Origin of the sequence: Bradyrhizobium sp. 142 (assembly GCF_023074015.1) — a bacterium.
Classification (GTDB): domain Bacteria; phylum Pseudomonadota; class Alphaproteobacteria; order Rhizobiales; family Xanthobacteraceae; genus Bradyrhizobium.
The window spans coordinates 1-17,100 of the sequence record NZ_JADPKQ010000450.1; the positions used below are offsets into that span (position 1 = coordinate 1).

Consider the following 17,100-nt stretch of genomic DNA (forward strand, 5'->3'; position numbering starts at 1 on the left):
TTGGTCGTCGAAGATTCCTGGCTGAATCAGCTGGATGACGTTATCGTTGGACACGGCATATCGCTCCTTCGGTGGAGAAGTGGAGGCGTCAAGCACCCCACGATATGCCGCCTTCCCGATTCCCGCCGTCACCAACTTTGGGCGATAGCTCAGCGATGCACGACGGCTAACCGGCGAGGACTTGGTGTCCTGGAAGGGCTCCATGGTAGCGGCCGGACTTCGGGCCAAGACCATTCAGGACGCCAAACTAGCTCCTTTGCGGGCTATCCTGCAGTGGGGCGTCCATAATAAACACCTTACCTCCAATCCTGCTGAAGGAGTCTCGCTCGCCGCCAAGAGCAAGCAGAGCGAGAAGAAGCGGAGCTTCACGGACGAAGAGGCCAAGACGATCCTGCGCGCAACCTCGGCAGAGAAGGATCCTGTCAGGCGGTGGGTGCCGTGGCTCGGCGCTTATTCGGGGGCACGCGTCTCAGAGATTTGCCAATTGCGGTCCGAAGACGTCCTAAAGATCGATGACGTCTGGTGCATGAAGCTCGATCCTGAAGCGGGCTCGCTGAAAACGAGTGGCTCGGAACGCGTCATTCCGGTGCACCCGGCCTTGCTTGAGGCTGGCTTCGTGAAATTTGCGATGCGGACGAAGCCTGGCCCGCTATTCGCTGACCTGGCGCCGGACAAGTTCGGAAAGCGTGGTGGCAATGGCACGAAAGTTATCGGGCTATTCATTCGCCAATTGGGATTGGCCGATCTGCGGCTATCGCCCAGCCATTCTTGGCGGCACCGTATCAAGACTCTGGGGCGCAGGCACGGATTGGCTCAGGACATTCTGGATGCGATCACCGGTCATGGCAGCCGATCGGTGGCCGATTCGTATGGGGAGTTTCCGGTGGAGGCGCTCTTTCGCGAACTTTCGAAGATACCGACACTAAGCCTTTGAACCCGTACCGTGGGTTCGAATCCCACTCTCTCCGCCATTCGACCTTTTCAGCAATATTTCATCCAGTCTCATTTAGTCTCCTAAAGGGCTGCGTTGTCAGCGCTTTTCTCAACTTTTTCTTTCGCGCCGGTTCATTTCGGCTCGCCAAATCTCAAGTGTATGTAAAAGGGTATGTAGAGGGCAGGCGCCATGGCGAGAGGCTACGGCAAACTAACAGCCAAAAAGGTCGAGCACCTGTCGAACCGTGGGCTCTATCCCGACGGCGGCGGGTTGTATCTGCAAGTCGCGAAGGGCGGCAGCAAGAGCTGGCTGTATCGCTTCAAGGTGGTTGGGCGGACGCGCTGGCATGGTCTTGGCTCTGCCCGTGACGTGACGCTGGAGAAGGCTCGCGACAAGGCCGCCGACGCGCGTCGGCTCCGGCTTGATGGTGCCGATCCCATCGAAGCCAAGCGTGCAGCCAAGGCGGCCGCACGGGTTGAGGCCGCCTTGTCGATTACGTTCGGCGCGGCCGCCAGTCGCTACATTAAAGCGAACGCGCCGGGGTGGAAGAACGTCAAGCATGCGGATCAATGGCGCATGACCTTGCTCGGCATTGGCCCGAAGGGCAAGCCTGCCAAGAACGACTATTGCAAGACGATCCGCGATCTCCCCATCGGCGCGTTGGAGACGTCTCTGATTATGAAAATCATTGAGCCGCTCTGGACGGCCAAGAACGAAACCGCCAACCGCATTCGTGGCCGCATCGAGTGCGTCATCGACGCCGCGAAGAGCAGAGGCGAGTTCATAGGGGAAAACCCTGCACGTTGGCGCGGCCACCTTGAGAACTTGCTTCCGGCACCTTCGAAGGTTCACAAGGTGCGCAACCATCCCGCCTTGCCTTACCGCGAGCTGCCCGCCTTCATGCGCGAGCTGCGCGCGCGCGAGGGCGTCGCTGCGGCTGCATTGGAGTTTCATATTCTGACAGTCCCGAGGCCGGCGAATGCCGTCGCCGCCAAATGGTCCGAAATAGATCGGCAGAACGCCGTGTGGATGATCCCCGGCAATCAGATGAAGGGCGACGCCGAGCATAAGGTGCCGCTCAGCCGGGCTGCCCTTGACGTTCTGGATCGTATGCAGGACTTGACCGGTGACGGCGACTATATCTTCGCCAACGCAGACGGTGCGCCGTTGAGCGACGCCGCGATGGGTGCTGTCATCAACCGGATGAATGAAGAGGGGCGGCGTTGGCTTGATCCGGCGTCAGACCGTGAAATCGTGCCTCATGGCTTCCGCTCTTCGTTCCGCGACTGGGCTGCCGAGCACGGCTACGACGACCCCGTTGCGGAAGCTGCGCTCGCGCACAAGGTCAGCGACAAGGTGGTCGGAGCATACAAGCGCACCCGTTTTTTTGAGTTGCGCAAGCAGATGATGGCCGACTGGGCTGACTACTGCGCCCGTCCTGCTGGTGCAGGCGACAACGTCGTGCCGTTGCGGGCGCAGTCGTGAGGTCGGCGAGCACTCGGATGAGCGGCACACGATCATAGCTGCCGCACCTGCCGGAGCATCTAGTTAGTCAGAAAATCGGCTGAGCAATCTAACGGCGTAACGAAGCTTATGGTGACACGCGGCCTATCAAACTAACAAGTAGCTAACTTAGCTGATGACTGACGATCTTGGTTGACATTCAACAGGCGCAGAATGCGCCTTTCTTTTTGTTGCAGGCACACGCGCAGCTTTGCATGATGCCGACATGTCCAGCAAAGAAGTGCCTGAATGGTTAGTAAAACTACGCCGCTCTCTTGGAGACGCGAGCGATATACAATTACACGAAATTGTCGCGCCCGAACACATTCCCGTTGTGCTGAAGGCATTCGGAGAACAGCATCCGACAGACCTCGAACGCATCGTTTATAGCCTCGATGGCATGGCGGCCACGCTAAACTGGGCTCGCGAACGTAGGCCGCCGATGAAGTTCGCCTCGGCCGACGCCTTCCTTGCGCGGCTCGAAAACGGGACTGTGAATTTGCAGTCGCTGTGGGCGAAAGCGAACCCGTTCCATCGCGCGCTACACAGCGCACTGTTTATCACAGCAAAACGAGACAAGCGCCTAAAGGAACTATATGGAGAGATCGATCCTACATTGGCCCTGGAAAGATTACTGCGCGCAGTGCGCGCACTGCGGAAACCGGAAATCTATGCGGATGCGTTTCTCCAGCCGCACGGTCGAAAGCGTGTCGAGCGCGCACTGCTTTGGGAGCCGCTTTTCGACCTGATGAGCGATTTTAACATCAAGAACTTCAGCCAATACCAGCCGCTGATCGTGACTGTGCGATCCCTTCATCTTTCCTGCGGCATTGCTGCTCCCGAGGAGGGCGCCGTTCGACAAGCAGTCCTGTCGTGGAACGAGAGGCACCGTTAAGTTTCACTGCAAATATCCGATGACCTTAACTAACTAACTGACAGGTAACCGAGCGACACTCTTCTGTATCGATCCTAACAGAAGGAAACGTCGCTATGTCCGCCACCAAACACCCGCGCCATTCGAAACAGTCCGACGAGCCCGCTTGGTTTGGCTATCGGATTTCGGAATGGTCGGAAATGACCGGAACCAGCCGTGTGACGACGTGGCGGAACGTGAAGCGTGGCGATTTGAAGCTCGTCTATGTCGGTCCCACGCCGATTGTGCCCCGCTCCGAGGCGATCCGTCTCGGCTTCATCACGTCGTAATCCCAAAGCAAAGCCCGGGACGTTCGCGCGTCGCCGGGCTTTAGACGTTCAGGACACTTCAATGAAGCACTCCTATAACGCCAATTTCGTGCGCGCGTCAACGCGCCGACGCGATGCGTTGCCGGTGGAGTCGGGAGCGCGCCCGTGAACGCTCACGCTCCCAATCTGTCGAGCGGTGGGCCGGCATCTGCTGTCGGGCAACGGCTCCCGAACGAGCAGGACCTCGCCCGCTTTGCGGCCGCCGTTTTCAAGCACGCTGACCCCAAAGGGATTGTTTCGCTGCGCGCATTCCTCGATGCAAAGAAAGACGCGCCGCCGCTTTTCATCGAGCCGATCAGTGTCGGCGACCCGCAGTTTCTTGCCGTCGTTGTGGAGCGGGCCAAGCAGGCGGCGAACTGGCGCGAGCCTGCGGTCTTTTGCCCTCCGGTTGTGACGTTGAAAAATGGCCGCAACGCGAAAGCGGACAATGTACACGAAGGCGTCACACTGCCGATCGAGTGCGACAAGGAGCCGGCCGCAGCGCTGAGCTTCCTTCGGGAAATCCTTGGCGAGCCCACTGTGATCGTTGCGTCGGGTGGCGAGTGGACCAACCCGAATACGGGAGAGGTTGAGGAAAAGGTTCATGTGCATTGGCGACTGAAGGTCCCGACCCGCACGCCGCAGGAGCACGCGAACCTCCGGGAGGCGCGTGATCTTGCAGTCAAGCTTGTTGGCGCCGACAACACGGCCATTCCGCTCGTGCATCCCTTGCGATGGCCGGGGTCATGGCACCGCAAAAGCACGCCGCGTTTAGCCAAGATCACCCTAGAAACCGATAACGAAATCGATCTCGGCGAAGCGCCCGACATGCTCCGGGAGGCGACCGGGGCACAGTTTCTATCAACGGGCGCGGACTGCTCCACGCCCGAGACACAGCCGCCGGCAACGCGTCAGGATGTCGCCGCTGCTCTCAAGGTCATCCCGAACAAGGATTTGGAATGGCGCGACTGGAACTACATCGGAATGACGACGTGGGCCGCGTCGGGCGGATCAGAGGAGGGCAGAGCGGCGTTCGAGGAGTGGTCTGCCAAGTCCTCGAAGAACGATCCGGTGGCAACGCGCGCCAGATGGGACCACTACTCCACGTCCCCTCCGAACCGACTCGGTGTCGGCACGCTCATTTATCTGGCGCGAAAACAAGCCCCGCACTGGACGCCACCGTCTTGGACGACCACGGCAGGGACCAACGATGAACTGATCATCGACCGCGCCGTCAGTTGCATCACCGCCACGCCGTACGTCTGGACTGAGCCGGAGAAAATCCCGCCGCGCGAGTTTCTCTACGGGCGGCGGCTCATTCGCAAATATGCGACCGCGACCATCGCACCGGGCGGCGTGGGGAAAACCGGTTTGGAGGTAACCGAAGTTCTGTCGATGGTATCGGGCAAGGCGCTCCTTGGGGTGCAGACCCCGCAGTTGCGGGTGTGGCTGTGGAGTCTGGAGGACCCGCGCGAAGAACTGGTGCGCCGTATCCAGGCCACTGCCAAGCATTACAATCTGACGACCGAGAATATCGGAGATCGCCTGTTCCTCGACAGCGCTCGGGAGCAGCCGTTGGTGATTGCGGAGATGCAGCGCAACGGGGTGGTGATCTGCCGCCCCGTTGTCGAGGCCCTGATTGCCCAGCTCAAGGCACGCACGATTGATGTCCTGATCGTCGATCCGTTCGTCAGTTGCCATCGCGTGACCGAGAATGACAACAACGCCATTGACGCCGTCACGAAAGAATGGGCTCGCGTCGCCGATGCCGCCAACTGCGCCGTCGAGCTGGTTCACCACGTCCGCAAGGGTGAGCAGGAGATCACGGTTGAAAGCGCGCGCGGGGGCGGATCGTTCGGCGATGCCTGCCGCATGGTGCGGGTCATCAACCGGATGACGGAGCAGCAGGCAAAGGACACCGGCATCAAGAACCATCGTCTGTACTTCCGCACCTACCTCGACAAGAACAACCTCGCCCCGCCTGCCGACAAGAGCGACTGGTACAAGCTGGCCTCGGTCGATCTCGGCAACGGCCCGCTCGGCCCGGTGGTCGGCGGCGGCGACAGCATCGGCGTCGTGACGCGGTGGGAGTGGCCCGATGCGACCAAGGATGTGACCGGCCGCGATTTCGAGCTTGTGGCCGCTGCTATCGGAGCTGGCAACTGGCGGGCCGACCCGCAAGCCAAGCAGTGGGTCGGGCGGGCGATCGCCAAGGCACTGGGGCGCGACCTCGATGACCGCGCCGACAAGGCGGCCGTCAAGCAGCTCATCAAATATTGGATCGGCACGGGGGCGCTGGTGGTGGTCGAGCGTCAGACGGAGAAGCGCGAGCTGAAGGAGTTCGTCGAGGTGGCAGAGACGGTCGAGTGAGACAGGTTGCCGAACCCTGCCGAACCTTGGGTTCGGCAAGGGTTCGGCAGGGTTTGGCACAATTTGCCGAGCCCCCACCCCTTTTAGGGGTGTGGGGGCTGGGCAAGGCAGGTGGTGAGTGAAAAGAAGGTTCGGCAAATGGGGCGCACATGGGCTGGCGCCGCAGCGGAGTCGACGGTGCGTTATTCGCGGCCAGCGGCAGCAACCTCACGGCCGGCGGGCACCGCATCAGCGGGCCTCCCGTGGCGATCTGGCGGGGCATGGCGGGCGATCGTGTCGGCATCGCCTTCATCGAGGCCCAGGCGAAGCGGCGGCTCGCCGACGAGTACGATGCCGCGCAGGCCCGTGGCGACATCGCCCGGCATGGAGACAATCGGTTTATAGAGTTTCAAGATCTGAAACTCTATTTGCGTGATGTCGTCACCAACCCGCGAGAAATTCATGAAGCCCGTGAAGTCCGCGATGCCGAGGTCGCCGAACCCGACGTCGCGACGGATCGAAAGCAGGCACACCGGGGCGGGTGGACTCGAAACCGGCCTGCAAAGCCCCGAGAACCGCACCGGCTGGTCCTTATGCGATGGGATAAAATTCCTAGAAGGGGGTTGCCCATTTTGACGGCATTTAGCCCGGGAGGTCCACCGTGAAAACCAAGGCGAAGGCGCACCTTGCACCGACGGCCGCCGCCCAGCGCATGCGGGAACACCGCGCGCGCCAGGCGAAGGGCGCTACGCGAATTGCCATTAATCTCGACGGAAACGACAAGGACTGGCTTCGCGGCCAGGGCACGCTGCGGGAATGGGACGAGGAAGATGCACGAGCACTCGCGCAAGCCTTGAAGCTGGCGCTGCAGAAACTGCATCGCAAGGTTACAGCGTAACAGAATCCGGATCGCGATTTGCTATTGAGGAGATCAACTTCAAACCAGGTTGAGGGCAGACACATGGTCGTCAGGCTAACAGCGAGTGAGCTGGACACTGGCCGCCGTTTGGTTGCCCGCAAGATTGGGCGTTCGGTGGTTCGCATTTTGCCGGAAGCCGATGATTTGGTTGCAATCAATCGGATAACCAAGCAAATCCGCGAACTGCTCTGGTACCGCGATAATCCCGACAACATGCGCGCGTGTCGCGCGCTGGTCCGCGAGCAAGCTCGGCTGTCGCTTGCGTACGAGCGACGCCATGGGAAAGCCCCCAACATCAAGCACGCGTAAATGACGAACCTCCCAACTCTCGAAGAGCGCCGTGCGATCGAAGCGCAGGTCTCGCCCCAGCGGCGAGCCGAGATCGAAGGCCTCGTCGAATCGCTGGCACCCGGTGTTTTCCGCGTCGGTATGCCAAATCGAACCCGCATGCGTCACGAAGGACCCCGGCGGATACGTCCGCGATGCATCCCAAATGCCCAAGTAACGCAGTGTCGGGCGCGACTCCAGTTCCCTGATCCGCTCTTTCAGCGGCGTGATTGCTTTCAGCACGAAATCGCCGATCACCGGGCGTTCGGCCGGGTGAAGGCGGAAATTTTTGGCGATTGGCTGTGAAGCGCGGTTCAAAATGAAAATTTTAGACGATGCAAACGCCGAGTTGTGCCGCCATCGCGATCTTGCGCTCACGGCCTATGCGCGCCGTCTGCTTGCTGGCGGTGCCGACATTGACGGAGAAGAGTTTCGTGCGGACTTGTCGAAATACGCCGGCGAGCTGGAGGCGTGGCGCAGCAAAGCGATGGATCGCTTGCGGCAATTTGTCGAGGCGATGACGGAGCGGCCGTCCGCGACGCTGCACTAACTGGCCGATCATGGCTCTAAGCACATCAAGGAGTTCGTAGCGCTGTTAGTCTGCTGTTGTCTGGTATTTTGAGGCGCACAAGGCGTTGGCGGCTGAGCACCGGGCGGCGCGCAGACTGGCGCAAGGCCGAGGTGGAGGCCGAGCGCTTTCGGGCGCAATGTGTTCATATAGCTGCGGCTGCCGTGTGGTCTGCACCAGATCGGATGCGGTAATCGGCGACATCTGGATCGGAAGGCGCGGCGGATGTACCCGAGCCTGATGGTCTTGAAGGCCCCGACGTGCAATATCGTCGGGGCTTCATCAATCCGGGAGATGTCGGCTCTTAGACGTTAAGCCGAAATCATATGCTCGGTCCGAGCCTTACCGGTTGTGACCCATTGCAGAGACTAGGGCCGACATGCCCTGTAGAATCTATCCGCAGAACAAATGCTCGCGGTGACATTCGCTATTTGGAACAAAGGAATTGAGCAGATGGCTCGCAGGAACGATGTTGCGTGCACCAATCCCAAGCAGATCAGGACCGAGATCGATTGCCGTGCCGCCCGACCGAGATTCGACAATGGCGCGTGGAAACCCGCCAAGATTTCCGACGTGATCGGGGGCGGACTTTATCTCTTCGTCACGCCGGACACGAGCAAGCCAGGCAACGTTGGCTCCAAGCTTTGGCGGATGGGCTACCGCTTCCAGAGCCGTCAGAAAACCTACTCCATCGGCCCTTACGGCAACGGTAAGGACGGCACCTTCTCGCTCGCCGACGCCCGGCGCGAACGCGACAAGGCCAAGGACCTGCTCAAGGAAGGCAAAGACCCGAGCGTCGAGAAGCAACTCAACAAGCACAGGCACATGGCCGCCCGGCCTTTCGAGCAATGGGCCGACGAGTGGCTCGCGAAGAAGAAGGTGGAGAAAGTTCGACGCGGTAGGATCGTCGCCGTGCGCGACCCCAAGACCATCGAGGTGCTTCAGTTACGCGTCGGCTATGTCAAGGCGCGCTTCGGCAAGCTGAGCAGGCAGCACATCAAACGCCAGGACGTGCTCGCATTCTTGCGTTGCTACGAAGCCGAAGGAAAGCTGGAAACGCGGGACCGTGTGCGCAGCATCGGTGAGCAAATCTGCGACTATGCCGATGTCGAAGGAGACGGCTACAATCCATTCCGCAACCTGAATCGGCAAATGATTGCCAACATTTCAACGCCGCGTCCCGGCGTCACCGAACCACATGACGTAACGCGCGTCTTCAAGCTTATCAGCGCACCGCGAAATGGAGCGAGGTTTGGTGACGTTGTTGGCCTTGCATTGCGCTTCGATGCGCTGACCATTCCCCGCCCGGGCATGGTCAATGAAATGGAGTGGAGCGAAGTCGATTGGGATGCCGAACGCTGGACCATTCCAGCCGCCAAGATGAAGAATGGTTGGGACCATGTCGTGCCTTTGTCGCGTCAGGCACTCGCACTTCTGCGTAGCGCTCACAAGCTGACCGGCCATCGCCGGTACGCGTTTTCCTGCTTGAAGGACACGCCGCTATCAAACAACACGCTAAACAAGCGCTTGCGGCTGCTCGGCATTGACACCAAGACTTATCATTGTGCCCACGGATTCCGTACCACCTTCTCGACCCTTTCCCACCACGAAGAGATCAAGGACGCCAAGGAATGGGATGGTGATGTCGTCGAGCTGCAGCTCGCGCATCTCGATAACTCTTCTGTGGAAGGTCTTTACAAGAAGCACCGCCCGCTCGCGCTGATCGGCTCGCGCACGAAGTTGATGCAGCATTGGGCTGATCGGATTGACCGCTGGATCGACCCCGATCTGCGCGGTGTTGGACAGGTGCCAATATCGCAAGTCAATACGGGACGTACATTCTTCGCTCGCTATATACGGGACGCGCAGCCTTGCTGAGGAAGCGCTAGGGGCACCGGTTGTAGAGAGGCTCGACCTTGGTGACATGATTGCGCCTGCAGCCTATGTCAGCGTCGCCGAAGCCCTAAAGCCAGGGAGACGGGCTTTAGGTGCGTGTCGGCTTCTGGCCCTTCGCTACCGTTGATGCGGCGCCGCTACATGTCGGTTCAGAGGGGTAGACCGGGAAGTTCGCAGCCGAGCGCTAGACCGACGCTTTGGACCCAACGCTGACCTAGGCGGCTGAATCTCTTATTGACGCAATCGAACCCCCGGCGTTGAATGCTCTTCTGGAATGAGGCCGGACAAGTTGCGGTGTCCATCGCCCCGGGGGCGTTAGGGCGCCGCCTCCGATCTTCGCCTTCGCAAGAACATTGCCTTCGCAGTAAAATTTGGCTTCGCCGACGCGCACGGAGGTCGAGGGCCATGAGAGTTTGCAGCGCGCCTTTGACGCTCTCGTTCGTATTGCTTGCCGCTGCGGCGTCGTCCGCTCACGGCGACGACCGCCCACCGGCATGGGCCTATCCTGTAAACCCGCCGAATTTTCAACGAGCACCCGATGACGGCACGATCAGGCACGTCCCGGACAGCACCATCGGCTTTACGCTCACGCAACTGCGCGATCTGTTCGCCGCGCCAGACTGGCATCCCGAAGATCATCCACCAATGCCGGCGATCGTGGCGACGGGGAGAAAGCCTGACGTGTTCGCCTGCGGCGTCTGTCACCGGGTGGACGGACCGGGCGGCCCTGAGAATGCCAGCCTGTTTGGTCTTTCCGCAGAATACATCATCCAGCAAACCGTGGAGTTCAAGACGGGCCTGCGCACGAACTCAGTGCCGCGCGTCGCCACCGACCTAATGATCAAGGCGTCGAAAGGGGTAACCGATCAGGAACTCAGGGAGGCCGCGGACTATTTTGCGTCAATCAAGCCAAGATCGAATGTTGCGGTCACAGAAACCGATACCGTCCCGAAGACACATGTCAGGGACTTGTTTCTGGCTCGGATCGATGACGGTGAGAAGGAGCCAATCGGCCCGCGCATCATCGAGATTCCGGAGAACGTCGAATATTTTGTCAGTCGGGACTCGCGCGCTCGCTTCATAGCCTATGTCCCACTAGGCAGCATTGAGAAAGGGCGGACGTTGTCGGCGAGCAGCGATCTGCGCGTCCAGTGCGCCGCTTGTCACGGTGCCGACCTCAAAGGGACGGCCGTGGCGCCCAGGATCGCGGCCCGTTCGCCGACGTATGCGTTCCGGCAGCTTTTCGACTTCAAGACCGGCGCGCGCAACGGCGCGAACAGTGAACTCATGAAACCAGTTGTTGAAAATCTCAGCATCGAGGACATGATCGCACTGGCCGCTTATACCGCGTCGCTCGTGCCCTAGCATGACTTGGGTCCTGTCAGCCCAGGGGACATCCAGGCCCCTTATCCCGCGCCTGTGGCGATCTTATTGGCATCGACCTGATAGCCCTTGATGATGTCCTCGTTGGGACTTCGTCACCGGTGACTTCGTCACCGGGTGACTTCGTCACCGGGGTGTCGGCATCAACCTTGAGATAGCGGATGCGGTGACCTGTCTTCTTGAGATCTGGTTGAAACTGATCTTCTCGGACTCCGAGGTCGCAGGAAACAGCGCGATCGGACATGTCACAAGCGACAGCCGTAAAAAGCCCTTCCCAATTGGCGCGCGGGGCCATACTCAAACTCCACTGAAACCGAATAGCTACAAACATAGGGCACGGGACGGCAGTGAGGGGAGTCCGAGTAGTCAGTTCGGGATGCGACCCGAGCAGGACCATCGGTTCCGCGCGGAAACTTAATCGGGCCTTGAATGTTTTTAGGTTCATCGTCACAGCCCAAGGAGCGGGCCGTGCAACAGCGTAGACGAGTTAAGCAGGCCCTCACGCTCGAAGAACGATTGGCCAATGAAGCAGACCGTCTTCGAGAACAGGCCGACCATCTGCCTGCGGGCAAACAGCGGGAAGAGCTTCTGCTGAGAGCACGACAAGCTGAGACAGCTTCTCACATCACGGAGTGGTTGACCTCGCCGGGGCTAAAGCCGCCCACCTAGAACGGCGTGCATTGCATTATCAGCCCGCACTGCGGGGTATCGCCGATCGACCGCATCATCTCGTCCATTGCTGCAGTGCACGCTTCCGGTGTCGCGCCCGCGAACGGGTTCCGCCATGCCTCCTCGCGCGCCCGGCCCCAAGCGTCGGGATCGGCGCGATCGATACGGTGTCCGTGATGCTCGCACTCAATGACCGCGCCACGGTCGATCAGCGTGCCGAGCGCCCAGCCTTGCAGCGTGCGATAGGCGGGACGAGCGACCTGTAAGGGGAGCTTGCGTTGCGAATGGAGTGGCATGGTCATAGGTCTCGAATCAATGTGACCCTCTGATTATACCCATCTCGGTCGAGGCAACCGCACGGGCAACTGAGTCATGCCGGTTGTTAGCGCAGGGAACGAACCCGGTCAGATCGGTGAAACTTAGGAACATCCGTTCTTCTCTCTTTGTTGTCGGCGCGGGCAAACGCACAGACACGAGGAGACGCTCAAATGAGCAATCGCTTGTTGATTTCGGTCGCGGCAGCGGCACTGATTGCCGGAACCGGCCTTGCAAATGCGCAAGGCATGGGCAAGGAGCAGCCGTCGTCCGGCGGCGCTACCACGCAGCACAGCGCGCCCTCCGGCGGCGCCCCGTCCGGCGCGATGGACCGCGATAGTGGCGGTATGAAAGGTACTGAGCAACCGAGCACCGCCGGCAAGAGCGCGCAGGATACCGCGCCTGGTCAGAAGTCCAAGAGCACCGAGCATGAGACCAAGGGCGGAAAAGACATGAAGGCCGAGGAGCGCGACAAGAGCGGCAGCACCGCCCAGACCAAGGGCGGGGCTGAGACCAAGGGCACGGCTGAGACCAAGGGAACGGCTGAGACCAAGGGCGGGCCTGAGAAGAAGGGCACGGCCGAGACCAAGTCACAGACCACAACCGGCGCAGCAACGGCGGGACCGCCCGCCGAGAAACGGACCGAGATCACTTCCGCCATCAAGTCGGAGAAGATCGAGGAAACCACCAACGTGAACGTCAATCTCTCGGTAGGAACGACCGTGCCTTCGACCGTACGCCTCCATCCGCTTCCGCCCAGGATCGTCGAGATCTATCCAGAATGGCGCGGCTATGAGGTTATCCTGGTCAAGGGCAAGTACGTGATCGTGAAGCCGGAGACGCACGAAATCGTCTACATCATCGAGGGCTAAACCAACCTCCGGCGCGAGGGACGGCCGCATGATCACCCGCAGGGAGCGCCGCTGCGGCTACTAAGCGAGCAATCTCTTTAGGCGGCCGTCCTAGTTCGTGATGACATTTTCGAGGCTCGGCAATCGGCCCGCCTCGGGTCCGCCGGACGCTGCAGAGCAGCCAATTCAAATGCGCCCAGCGAGAGCTAAAATAAGCACAATGATGAGGATCAAGCCGATTCCGCCGCCTGGATAGTATCCCCAGCCAGAGCTGTAAGGCCACGTTGGCAATGCTCCAATCAGCAAGAGGATCAAAATGACAATGAGAATTGTTGACAGCATCGCGCGCCTCGCGTCGGTTGTTGGGTAGAATTAACATCGTGAATTTCTCAAAAGTTCCCAGGCGATTTCGACAGTAGTATTCCCGCAGTGAAGGCGCCTCGGCGGAAGACCCGTAAGGAAGCCCCAGACAGGAACGCCGCTGTCCGGCGGACGTTGAGCACTAGCTTACGGAGAACGCCTCTAGCTTGGAAGTCGAAAGGGCAAGGGCCGCCCCAGCGGGCGGCAGTGATAGTGGCCAACATTTTAGTTAGTCGAGACCAATTCAACGTCACACCTGAAGGCATTACACACAAGCCAACGGGCGCTTCCTTTATACCCGACATCGGCAATCCTCTCTCCGGGAGCATTCGCGCGGGCCAACTCGAAGGCGAGCCTCGAACCGGCGACCGATACGATCCGGAGACCGTGAAGAGGATGATGCGAGAGCTTTGGGCCGAGTATGTCGAGGCAAATCCGACGCTGTTCAATACGGCACGCTGAGCACGCGCTTATGCACGGCGGGCGGCATGCCCAGCATTGCGGATCACGGATAGTCAGGGAAGACGCTGGGCATCGACGGCAGGTTGCCGACATAGCGGTTGACCACGCGGAAGAGCGTTAGGACGGCGGCTTGGTTGGTGGTGATCAAATAGAGATTGCAAGTGGAGAACACCGGCCGGCGGCCCTACTCGACCTCGATCATTCGCTCTTTGGTGGCCCGTAGGTTGCGGAGATAATAGCCCCGTACCTGAACGGCCGACTTGATTTCATCGCTGACCTTGAGAACCCTTTTTCTGCTCTTGCGCCACTTATGTGCAGAGTAAAGCACGGGTGCCGCAGAGCCTGTGCTTAGAACGAGCAAGTCCCGCTTATCATTGCGATAGACATCAAACACCTTTGCCCCCGCCGGTCATATTGAACAAGAATGAAATATGTTTCTCGTCTCTATGAGGAGCTTAGTGTCTCGAATGGCTATTCGGGTTGTAAATCTGCCACGCCTGCCGTTTTTTCCTTCGTCGTGGTCCTGATTGGAACGAACTGTTCAAAGCCCGGATCGGCAGATTACGGCACGAGGCAGGGTTCGCGGACTTCAGCCAGCCGCGCCAGCGCGGAGGCGACGGTTGCGATGATTATCGCGATTTAATCTTGCGCTCATCCCTCGTTCACAGAGGAACCTCTACGCTGCCTGCGGAGACTGCATTCAACGGGAGAACGAGATGAAATTTAGATACGCACTTTTCGCTTTGGCCGCCTTAGGTGGCGCAGCGCTTTCGACCGGAACCGCTTCAGCAATGCCGCTCGTCCCGTTGGGACAGTTCCAGTCCTCCAACGCAGAGAACGTTGCAGTGGTTTGCGGTCCGCGCGGCTGCGTCCGCACAAGGCCCGTGTATCGGCGAGGGGCCTACGTCGTCCGCCGACCGTATGTACGTCGCGGCTACGGATACCATCGGAGCTATCGTCGGTACTAACGTTGAAAGAGGGCTTCGGCCCTCTTTTTTCTTCCAGCTAACCGTCGGCAATCTTTTGAACTCACGCTACCAACAATGACGCGAGGTCGGGCGTGTAGCGCAAGGAGCAGCTTCAATGACCGGATGGATGGTGACGGCGTATTCGGCACGGAATATTTCATCCGCCCGCTTACCGCATCGTTCTTGGAGGATGTAGCTCTCCGTTCTCGTTTGCGCGTTAGCCGCGTTCGCGGGCAGCAACGCACTGATCAAGAGAATTCGTAAGGTGCTCATGAGCCGCCACCTTTCAGAGCCATCGATCTGCCTGCGCGTGGTGTCCCGGCGTCCACTGCGGCGGTGGCATGCCTCAGCTCGTATTAGCATCTCAGTCCCGGCTTTCGTGTTGCGGATCACTGGCGCCGGATAGTGGGGGAATGCGCCGCGCATTGGCTGCAAGTTGCCGACGCGCCGACTGACCATGCGGAAGAGCGCGAGGATGGCGGCTTGGTTGGTGATGCTGTAGAGATTATCTGCACAAACCCGCATTGCGCCTAGCTCATCCAAGTGGCTTTGCGTTCGGCGGCAACTTTGACCGTGGCTTGGGAATTTTGATTAGGTGGGGTCGATCTTGGTGCGTACCGTACACTCCAACGTAGTAGGTACCATCCTGAACATCAGCAATGACGTCCGGACGTTTACGGATAATACCCGTCCATTTCGTACCCACGTCGAGTGCAAACGGGATTGCCCCTGTGCCTCCGGCTTGTGGGTTTGGAATGAAGAAGCTCTTGGAAGGTCTGATCCGCCAGCGCTTCCAAGTGTTATCGAACCGCAATACAACTAAGTGGGTGAGCGTTGTGGTTCGGCCGCCAAGATTTACGACGGTTACTGCCATCAGCTCTTTTTCGTCGTCGCCCAGGCCGCCAATCAGGACGGCATCGGGCATGAGCGTCAAATCGAGACGTACCTGCTTTTCGAACCATGTCCTAAAATTCAGCGCGAACGCAGCTGTTGCAACGATTGCGGCGTATACTGCTATCCAGGTTTCTGGCTTCATTCCGGCTCGCCCTAGATCCCTCTAACCAATCGCCCGAAAGGGAATGGTCGAGACCCGGAGCTTGTCTTTAAGGCCACTCCGATTGAGCAATTCAAACATCCGCAAAACTGACGCATGCGCCAATGGGCTTGAAATGCTGGGCCCCAGAATTATTCGGTCCGTGATCTTTTCCAGTGAAAGGTCCTCGGAGGTCATGCCCGGCATTGGCTGGACCTTGAACTTCAGCTTAGGCTCAACGCCCCGAGGGCTAAGGAAGTAGTGAAACATCGCATGCATCTTTTTCTGAGGGTCGCGGTCTGGCAAGTACACGAGACGCCATTCATCTTCCTCGATAAAGCCCCGGTGTTTGGTGAATAGAGCGAATATCTTAATTCGCTCGAACAGCGTGTAAGCGGCCAGATACAATTTTTCATCTGGGATATCAGCGCTACTCAACAACTCACCAAACATGCCAATCGTTTTCTTCAACCAAGCCAATCGCGCCTCGCGGGTATCGTAAGACACCTGAGCGATAATCAGTGGTGTTTCTTCCGTGACGTCGAGCTGGGTCGTATCAAAGTACGCATACGACGAGGACCGCCTGATTGACGCATGCGCGCGGGCACGGCGAGCTCTATGATGGCGTTGTATGAAGGTCAGGCGGCCTGCTGACCGGCGGGCTTGTCGGCTTGGCGCAGGAGCTTCCATTCCCAGGGCAGCAGTTCGTGCAGACGCGACGCGGGAAGATCGGCGATACGGGCGAGGACGTCGGCGAGCCAGGCCTTGGGATCGACGTCGTTGAGGCGACAGGTCGTGATCATCGTCAGCATGATGGCGGCACGGTCGGCGCCACGCTGGCTGCCGGCGAAGGTCCAGTTGCGCCTTCCCAATGCGATGCCCCTCAATGCGCGCTCAGCGCAATTGTTGGTCAAGCAGATCCTGCCATCGTCGAGGAAGCGGGCGAAGTCGTCCCAGCGCCTGAGCATGTAGTTCATAGGCTTCAGGACCTCGGAGGAGCGCGAGAGGGTTTCGCGCTCACGCAGCAACCAGGCGTGCATGTCCTCGAGAAGCGGCTTGCTCTTTTCCTGGCGCACGGCGCGCCGCTCGTCGGCGCCGCGGCCGTTGATGGCGCGCTCGATCTCGAACAACGCATCGAGGCGTCTGACCGCCTCCAGCGCGATCGGAGAGACCGGTTTGCCCTTCTTACCTTCCCGAGCATTTTTCTCGATGTCAGCCAGCTCGAAGAAGCCCCGCCGCGCATGGGCCAGGCAAAACGCCGGTGTGATCGGCATCGCTTTCTTTTGCGGGTCGAACAGCGGCTCGAAGCCGTTGTAGCAATCGGCTTGCAGGATACCGGCGA

19 protein-coding genes and 3 pseudogenes are annotated in these 17,100 nt (G+C 59.6%); 10 read left to right on the plus strand and 12 right to left on the minus strand.

Translation table 11 applies throughout. The annotated features are described in order from the left end of the window. Nucleotides 1-204, minus strand: a 204-nt coding sequence (locus IVA82_RS41260; protein WP_247493874.1) for a hypothetical protein, incomplete at its 3' end; no start/stop codon positions are given. On the opposite strand from IVA82_RS41260, the gene IVA82_RS41265 reads away from it, so the two are divergent. From IVA82_RS41265 to IVA82_RS48170, 5 genes are all read left to right on the plus strand, one after another. Further along, complete coding sequence (locus tag IVA82_RS41265; protein ID WP_247382350.1) at nucleotides 203-934, plus strand: site-specific integrase; 732 nt, start codon at nucleotides 203-205, stop codon at nucleotides 932-934. The two genes, IVA82_RS41260 and IVA82_RS41265, sit on opposite strands and share 2 nt — an antisense overlap. A gap of 189 nt (nucleotides 935-1,123) precedes the next feature. Further along, entirely contained in the window at nucleotides 1,124-2,419 is a 1,296-nt protein-coding gene (locus tag IVA82_RS41270) for a site-specific integrase (protein ID WP_247382349.1), read from the plus strand. Between the two features lie 244 nt (nucleotides 2,420-2,663). Continuing rightward, the gene (locus tag IVA82_RS41275; RefSeq protein ID WP_247382348.1) at nucleotides 2,664-3,332 is read left to right on the plus strand and encodes a hypothetical protein; all 669 of its coding nucleotides are present in this window, start codon (nucleotides 2,664-2,666) and stop codon (nucleotides 3,330-3,332) included. Nucleotides 3,333-3,427: 95 nt separating this feature from the next. Continuing rightward, complete coding sequence (locus IVA82_RS41280) at nucleotides 3,428-3,640, plus strand: hypothetical protein (protein ID WP_247382347.1); 213 nt, start codon at nucleotides 3,428-3,430, stop codon at nucleotides 3,638-3,640. Nucleotides 3,641-3,784: 144 nt separating this feature from the next. Beyond that, nucleotides 3,785-6,028, plus strand: coding sequence for an AAA family ATPase (locus IVA82_RS48170; RefSeq protein ID WP_247382346.1), 2,244 nt, complete (start codon nucleotides 3,785-3,787; stop codon nucleotides 6,026-6,028). Nucleotides 6,029-6,210: 182 nt separating this feature from the next. Here the strand turns inward: IVA82_RS48170 and IVA82_RS41290 are convergent, their stop codons facing one another. Next, nucleotides 6,211-6,540: a hypothetical protein gene (locus IVA82_RS41290; protein WP_247382345.1), complete on the minus strand. Its 330-nt coding sequence runs from the start codon at nucleotides 6,538-6,540 to the stop codon at nucleotides 6,211-6,213. A gap of 128 nt (nucleotides 6,541-6,668) precedes the next feature. Here IVA82_RS41290 and IVA82_RS41295 point away from each other — a divergent pair, with 128 nt between their 5' ends. Continuing rightward, nucleotides 6,669-6,905, plus strand: a complete 237-nt coding sequence (locus IVA82_RS41295; RefSeq protein ID WP_247382344.1) for a hypothetical protein — start codon at nucleotides 6,669-6,671, stop codon at nucleotides 6,903-6,905. Between the two features lie 75 nt (nucleotides 6,906-6,980). On the opposite strand, the gene IVA82_RS41300 is transcribed toward IVA82_RS41295, so the two are convergent. After that, entirely contained in the window at nucleotides 6,981-7,511 is a 531-nt protein-coding gene (locus tag IVA82_RS41300) for a hypothetical protein (RefSeq protein WP_247382343.1), read from the minus strand. Between the two features lie 31 nt (nucleotides 7,512-7,542). On the opposite strand from IVA82_RS41300, the gene IVA82_RS41305 reads away from it, so the two are divergent. The 3 genes from IVA82_RS41305 (at nucleotide 7,543) to IVA82_RS41315 (ending at nucleotide 11,082) form a co-directional block, all read left to right on the plus strand. Continuing rightward, the gene (locus IVA82_RS41305) at nucleotides 7,543-7,803 is read left to right on the plus strand and encodes a hypothetical protein (RefSeq protein ID WP_247382342.1); all 261 of its coding nucleotides are present in this window, start codon (nucleotides 7,543-7,545) and stop codon (nucleotides 7,801-7,803) included. A 426-nt stretch (nucleotides 7,804-8,229) separates the two neighbouring features. Then, nucleotides 8,230-9,699 carry a site-specific integrase gene (locus tag IVA82_RS41310; protein WP_247382341.1) on the plus strand — a complete coding sequence of 490 codons (1,470 nt, stop codon included), beginning with the start codon at nucleotides 8,230-8,232 and terminating at the stop codon, nucleotides 9,697-9,699. Between the two features lie 444 nt (nucleotides 9,700-10,143). Further along, nucleotides 10,144-11,082 (plus strand): c-type cytochrome, encoded by a 939-nt coding sequence (locus IVA82_RS41315; RefSeq protein ID WP_247382340.1) that lies wholly within the window; start codon nucleotides 10,144-10,146, stop codon nucleotides 11,080-11,082. Nucleotides 11,083-11,216: 134 nt separating this feature from the next. Here the strand turns inward: IVA82_RS41315 and IVA82_RS41320 are convergent. Next, nucleotides 11,217-11,395 (minus strand): annotated as a pseudogene (locus tag IVA82_RS41320) (Ku protein); the annotation flags it as partial. Between the two features lie 370 nt (nucleotides 11,396-11,765). After that, a complete protein-coding gene (locus tag IVA82_RS41330) occupies nucleotides 11,766-12,065 on the minus strand; it encodes a hypothetical protein (protein ID WP_247382338.1) in 300 nt (99 codons plus the stop codon). 192 nt (nucleotides 12,066-12,257) lie between these two features. Between IVA82_RS41330 and IVA82_RS41335 the strand changes: the two genes are divergently transcribed. Further along, on the plus strand, nucleotides 12,258-12,956 hold the full coding sequence (locus tag IVA82_RS41335) for a DUF1236 domain-containing protein (RefSeq protein ID WP_247382337.1): 699 nt from the start codon (nucleotides 12,258-12,260) through the stop codon (nucleotides 12,954-12,956). Nucleotides 12,957-13,121: 165 nt separating this feature from the next. Here the strand turns inward: IVA82_RS41335 and IVA82_RS41340 are convergent, their stop codons facing one another. From IVA82_RS41340 to IVA82_RS41370, 7 genes and pseudogenes are all read right to left on the minus strand, one after another. Beyond that, a complete protein-coding gene (locus IVA82_RS41340) occupies nucleotides 13,122-13,277 on the minus strand; it encodes a DUF3309 family protein (RefSeq protein WP_247382336.1) in 156 nt (51 codons plus the stop codon). Between the two features lie 526 nt (nucleotides 13,278-13,803). After that, a pseudogene (locus tag IVA82_RS41345) lies at nucleotides 13,804-13,929 on the minus strand (SOS response-associated peptidase); the annotation flags it as partial. 12 nt (nucleotides 13,930-13,941) lie between these two features. Further along, the gene (locus IVA82_RS49260; protein WP_247382335.1) at nucleotides 13,942-14,151 is read right to left on the minus strand and encodes a hypothetical protein; all 210 of its coding nucleotides are present in this window, start codon (nucleotides 14,149-14,151) and stop codon (nucleotides 13,942-13,944) included. Between the two features lie 955 nt (nucleotides 14,152-15,106). Further along, nucleotides 15,107-15,250: pseudogene (locus tag IVA82_RS41355) on the minus strand (SOS response-associated peptidase); the annotation flags it as partial. Between the two features lie 10 nt (nucleotides 15,251-15,260). Next, entirely contained in the window at nucleotides 15,261-15,761 is a 501-nt protein-coding gene (locus tag IVA82_RS41360) for a hypothetical protein (RefSeq protein ID WP_247382334.1), read from the minus strand. Nucleotides 15,762-15,782: 21 nt separating this feature from the next. After that, nucleotides 15,783-16,448: a hypothetical protein gene (locus IVA82_RS41365; protein WP_247493876.1), complete on the minus strand. Its 666-nt coding sequence runs from the start codon at nucleotides 16,446-16,448 to the stop codon at nucleotides 15,783-15,785. Next, the coding region (locus IVA82_RS41370; RefSeq protein ID WP_247493875.1) for an IS66 family transposase at nucleotides 16,397-17,100 on the minus strand (704 nt) is incomplete at its 5' end. The genes IVA82_RS41365 and IVA82_RS41370, both read right to left, overlap by 52 nt.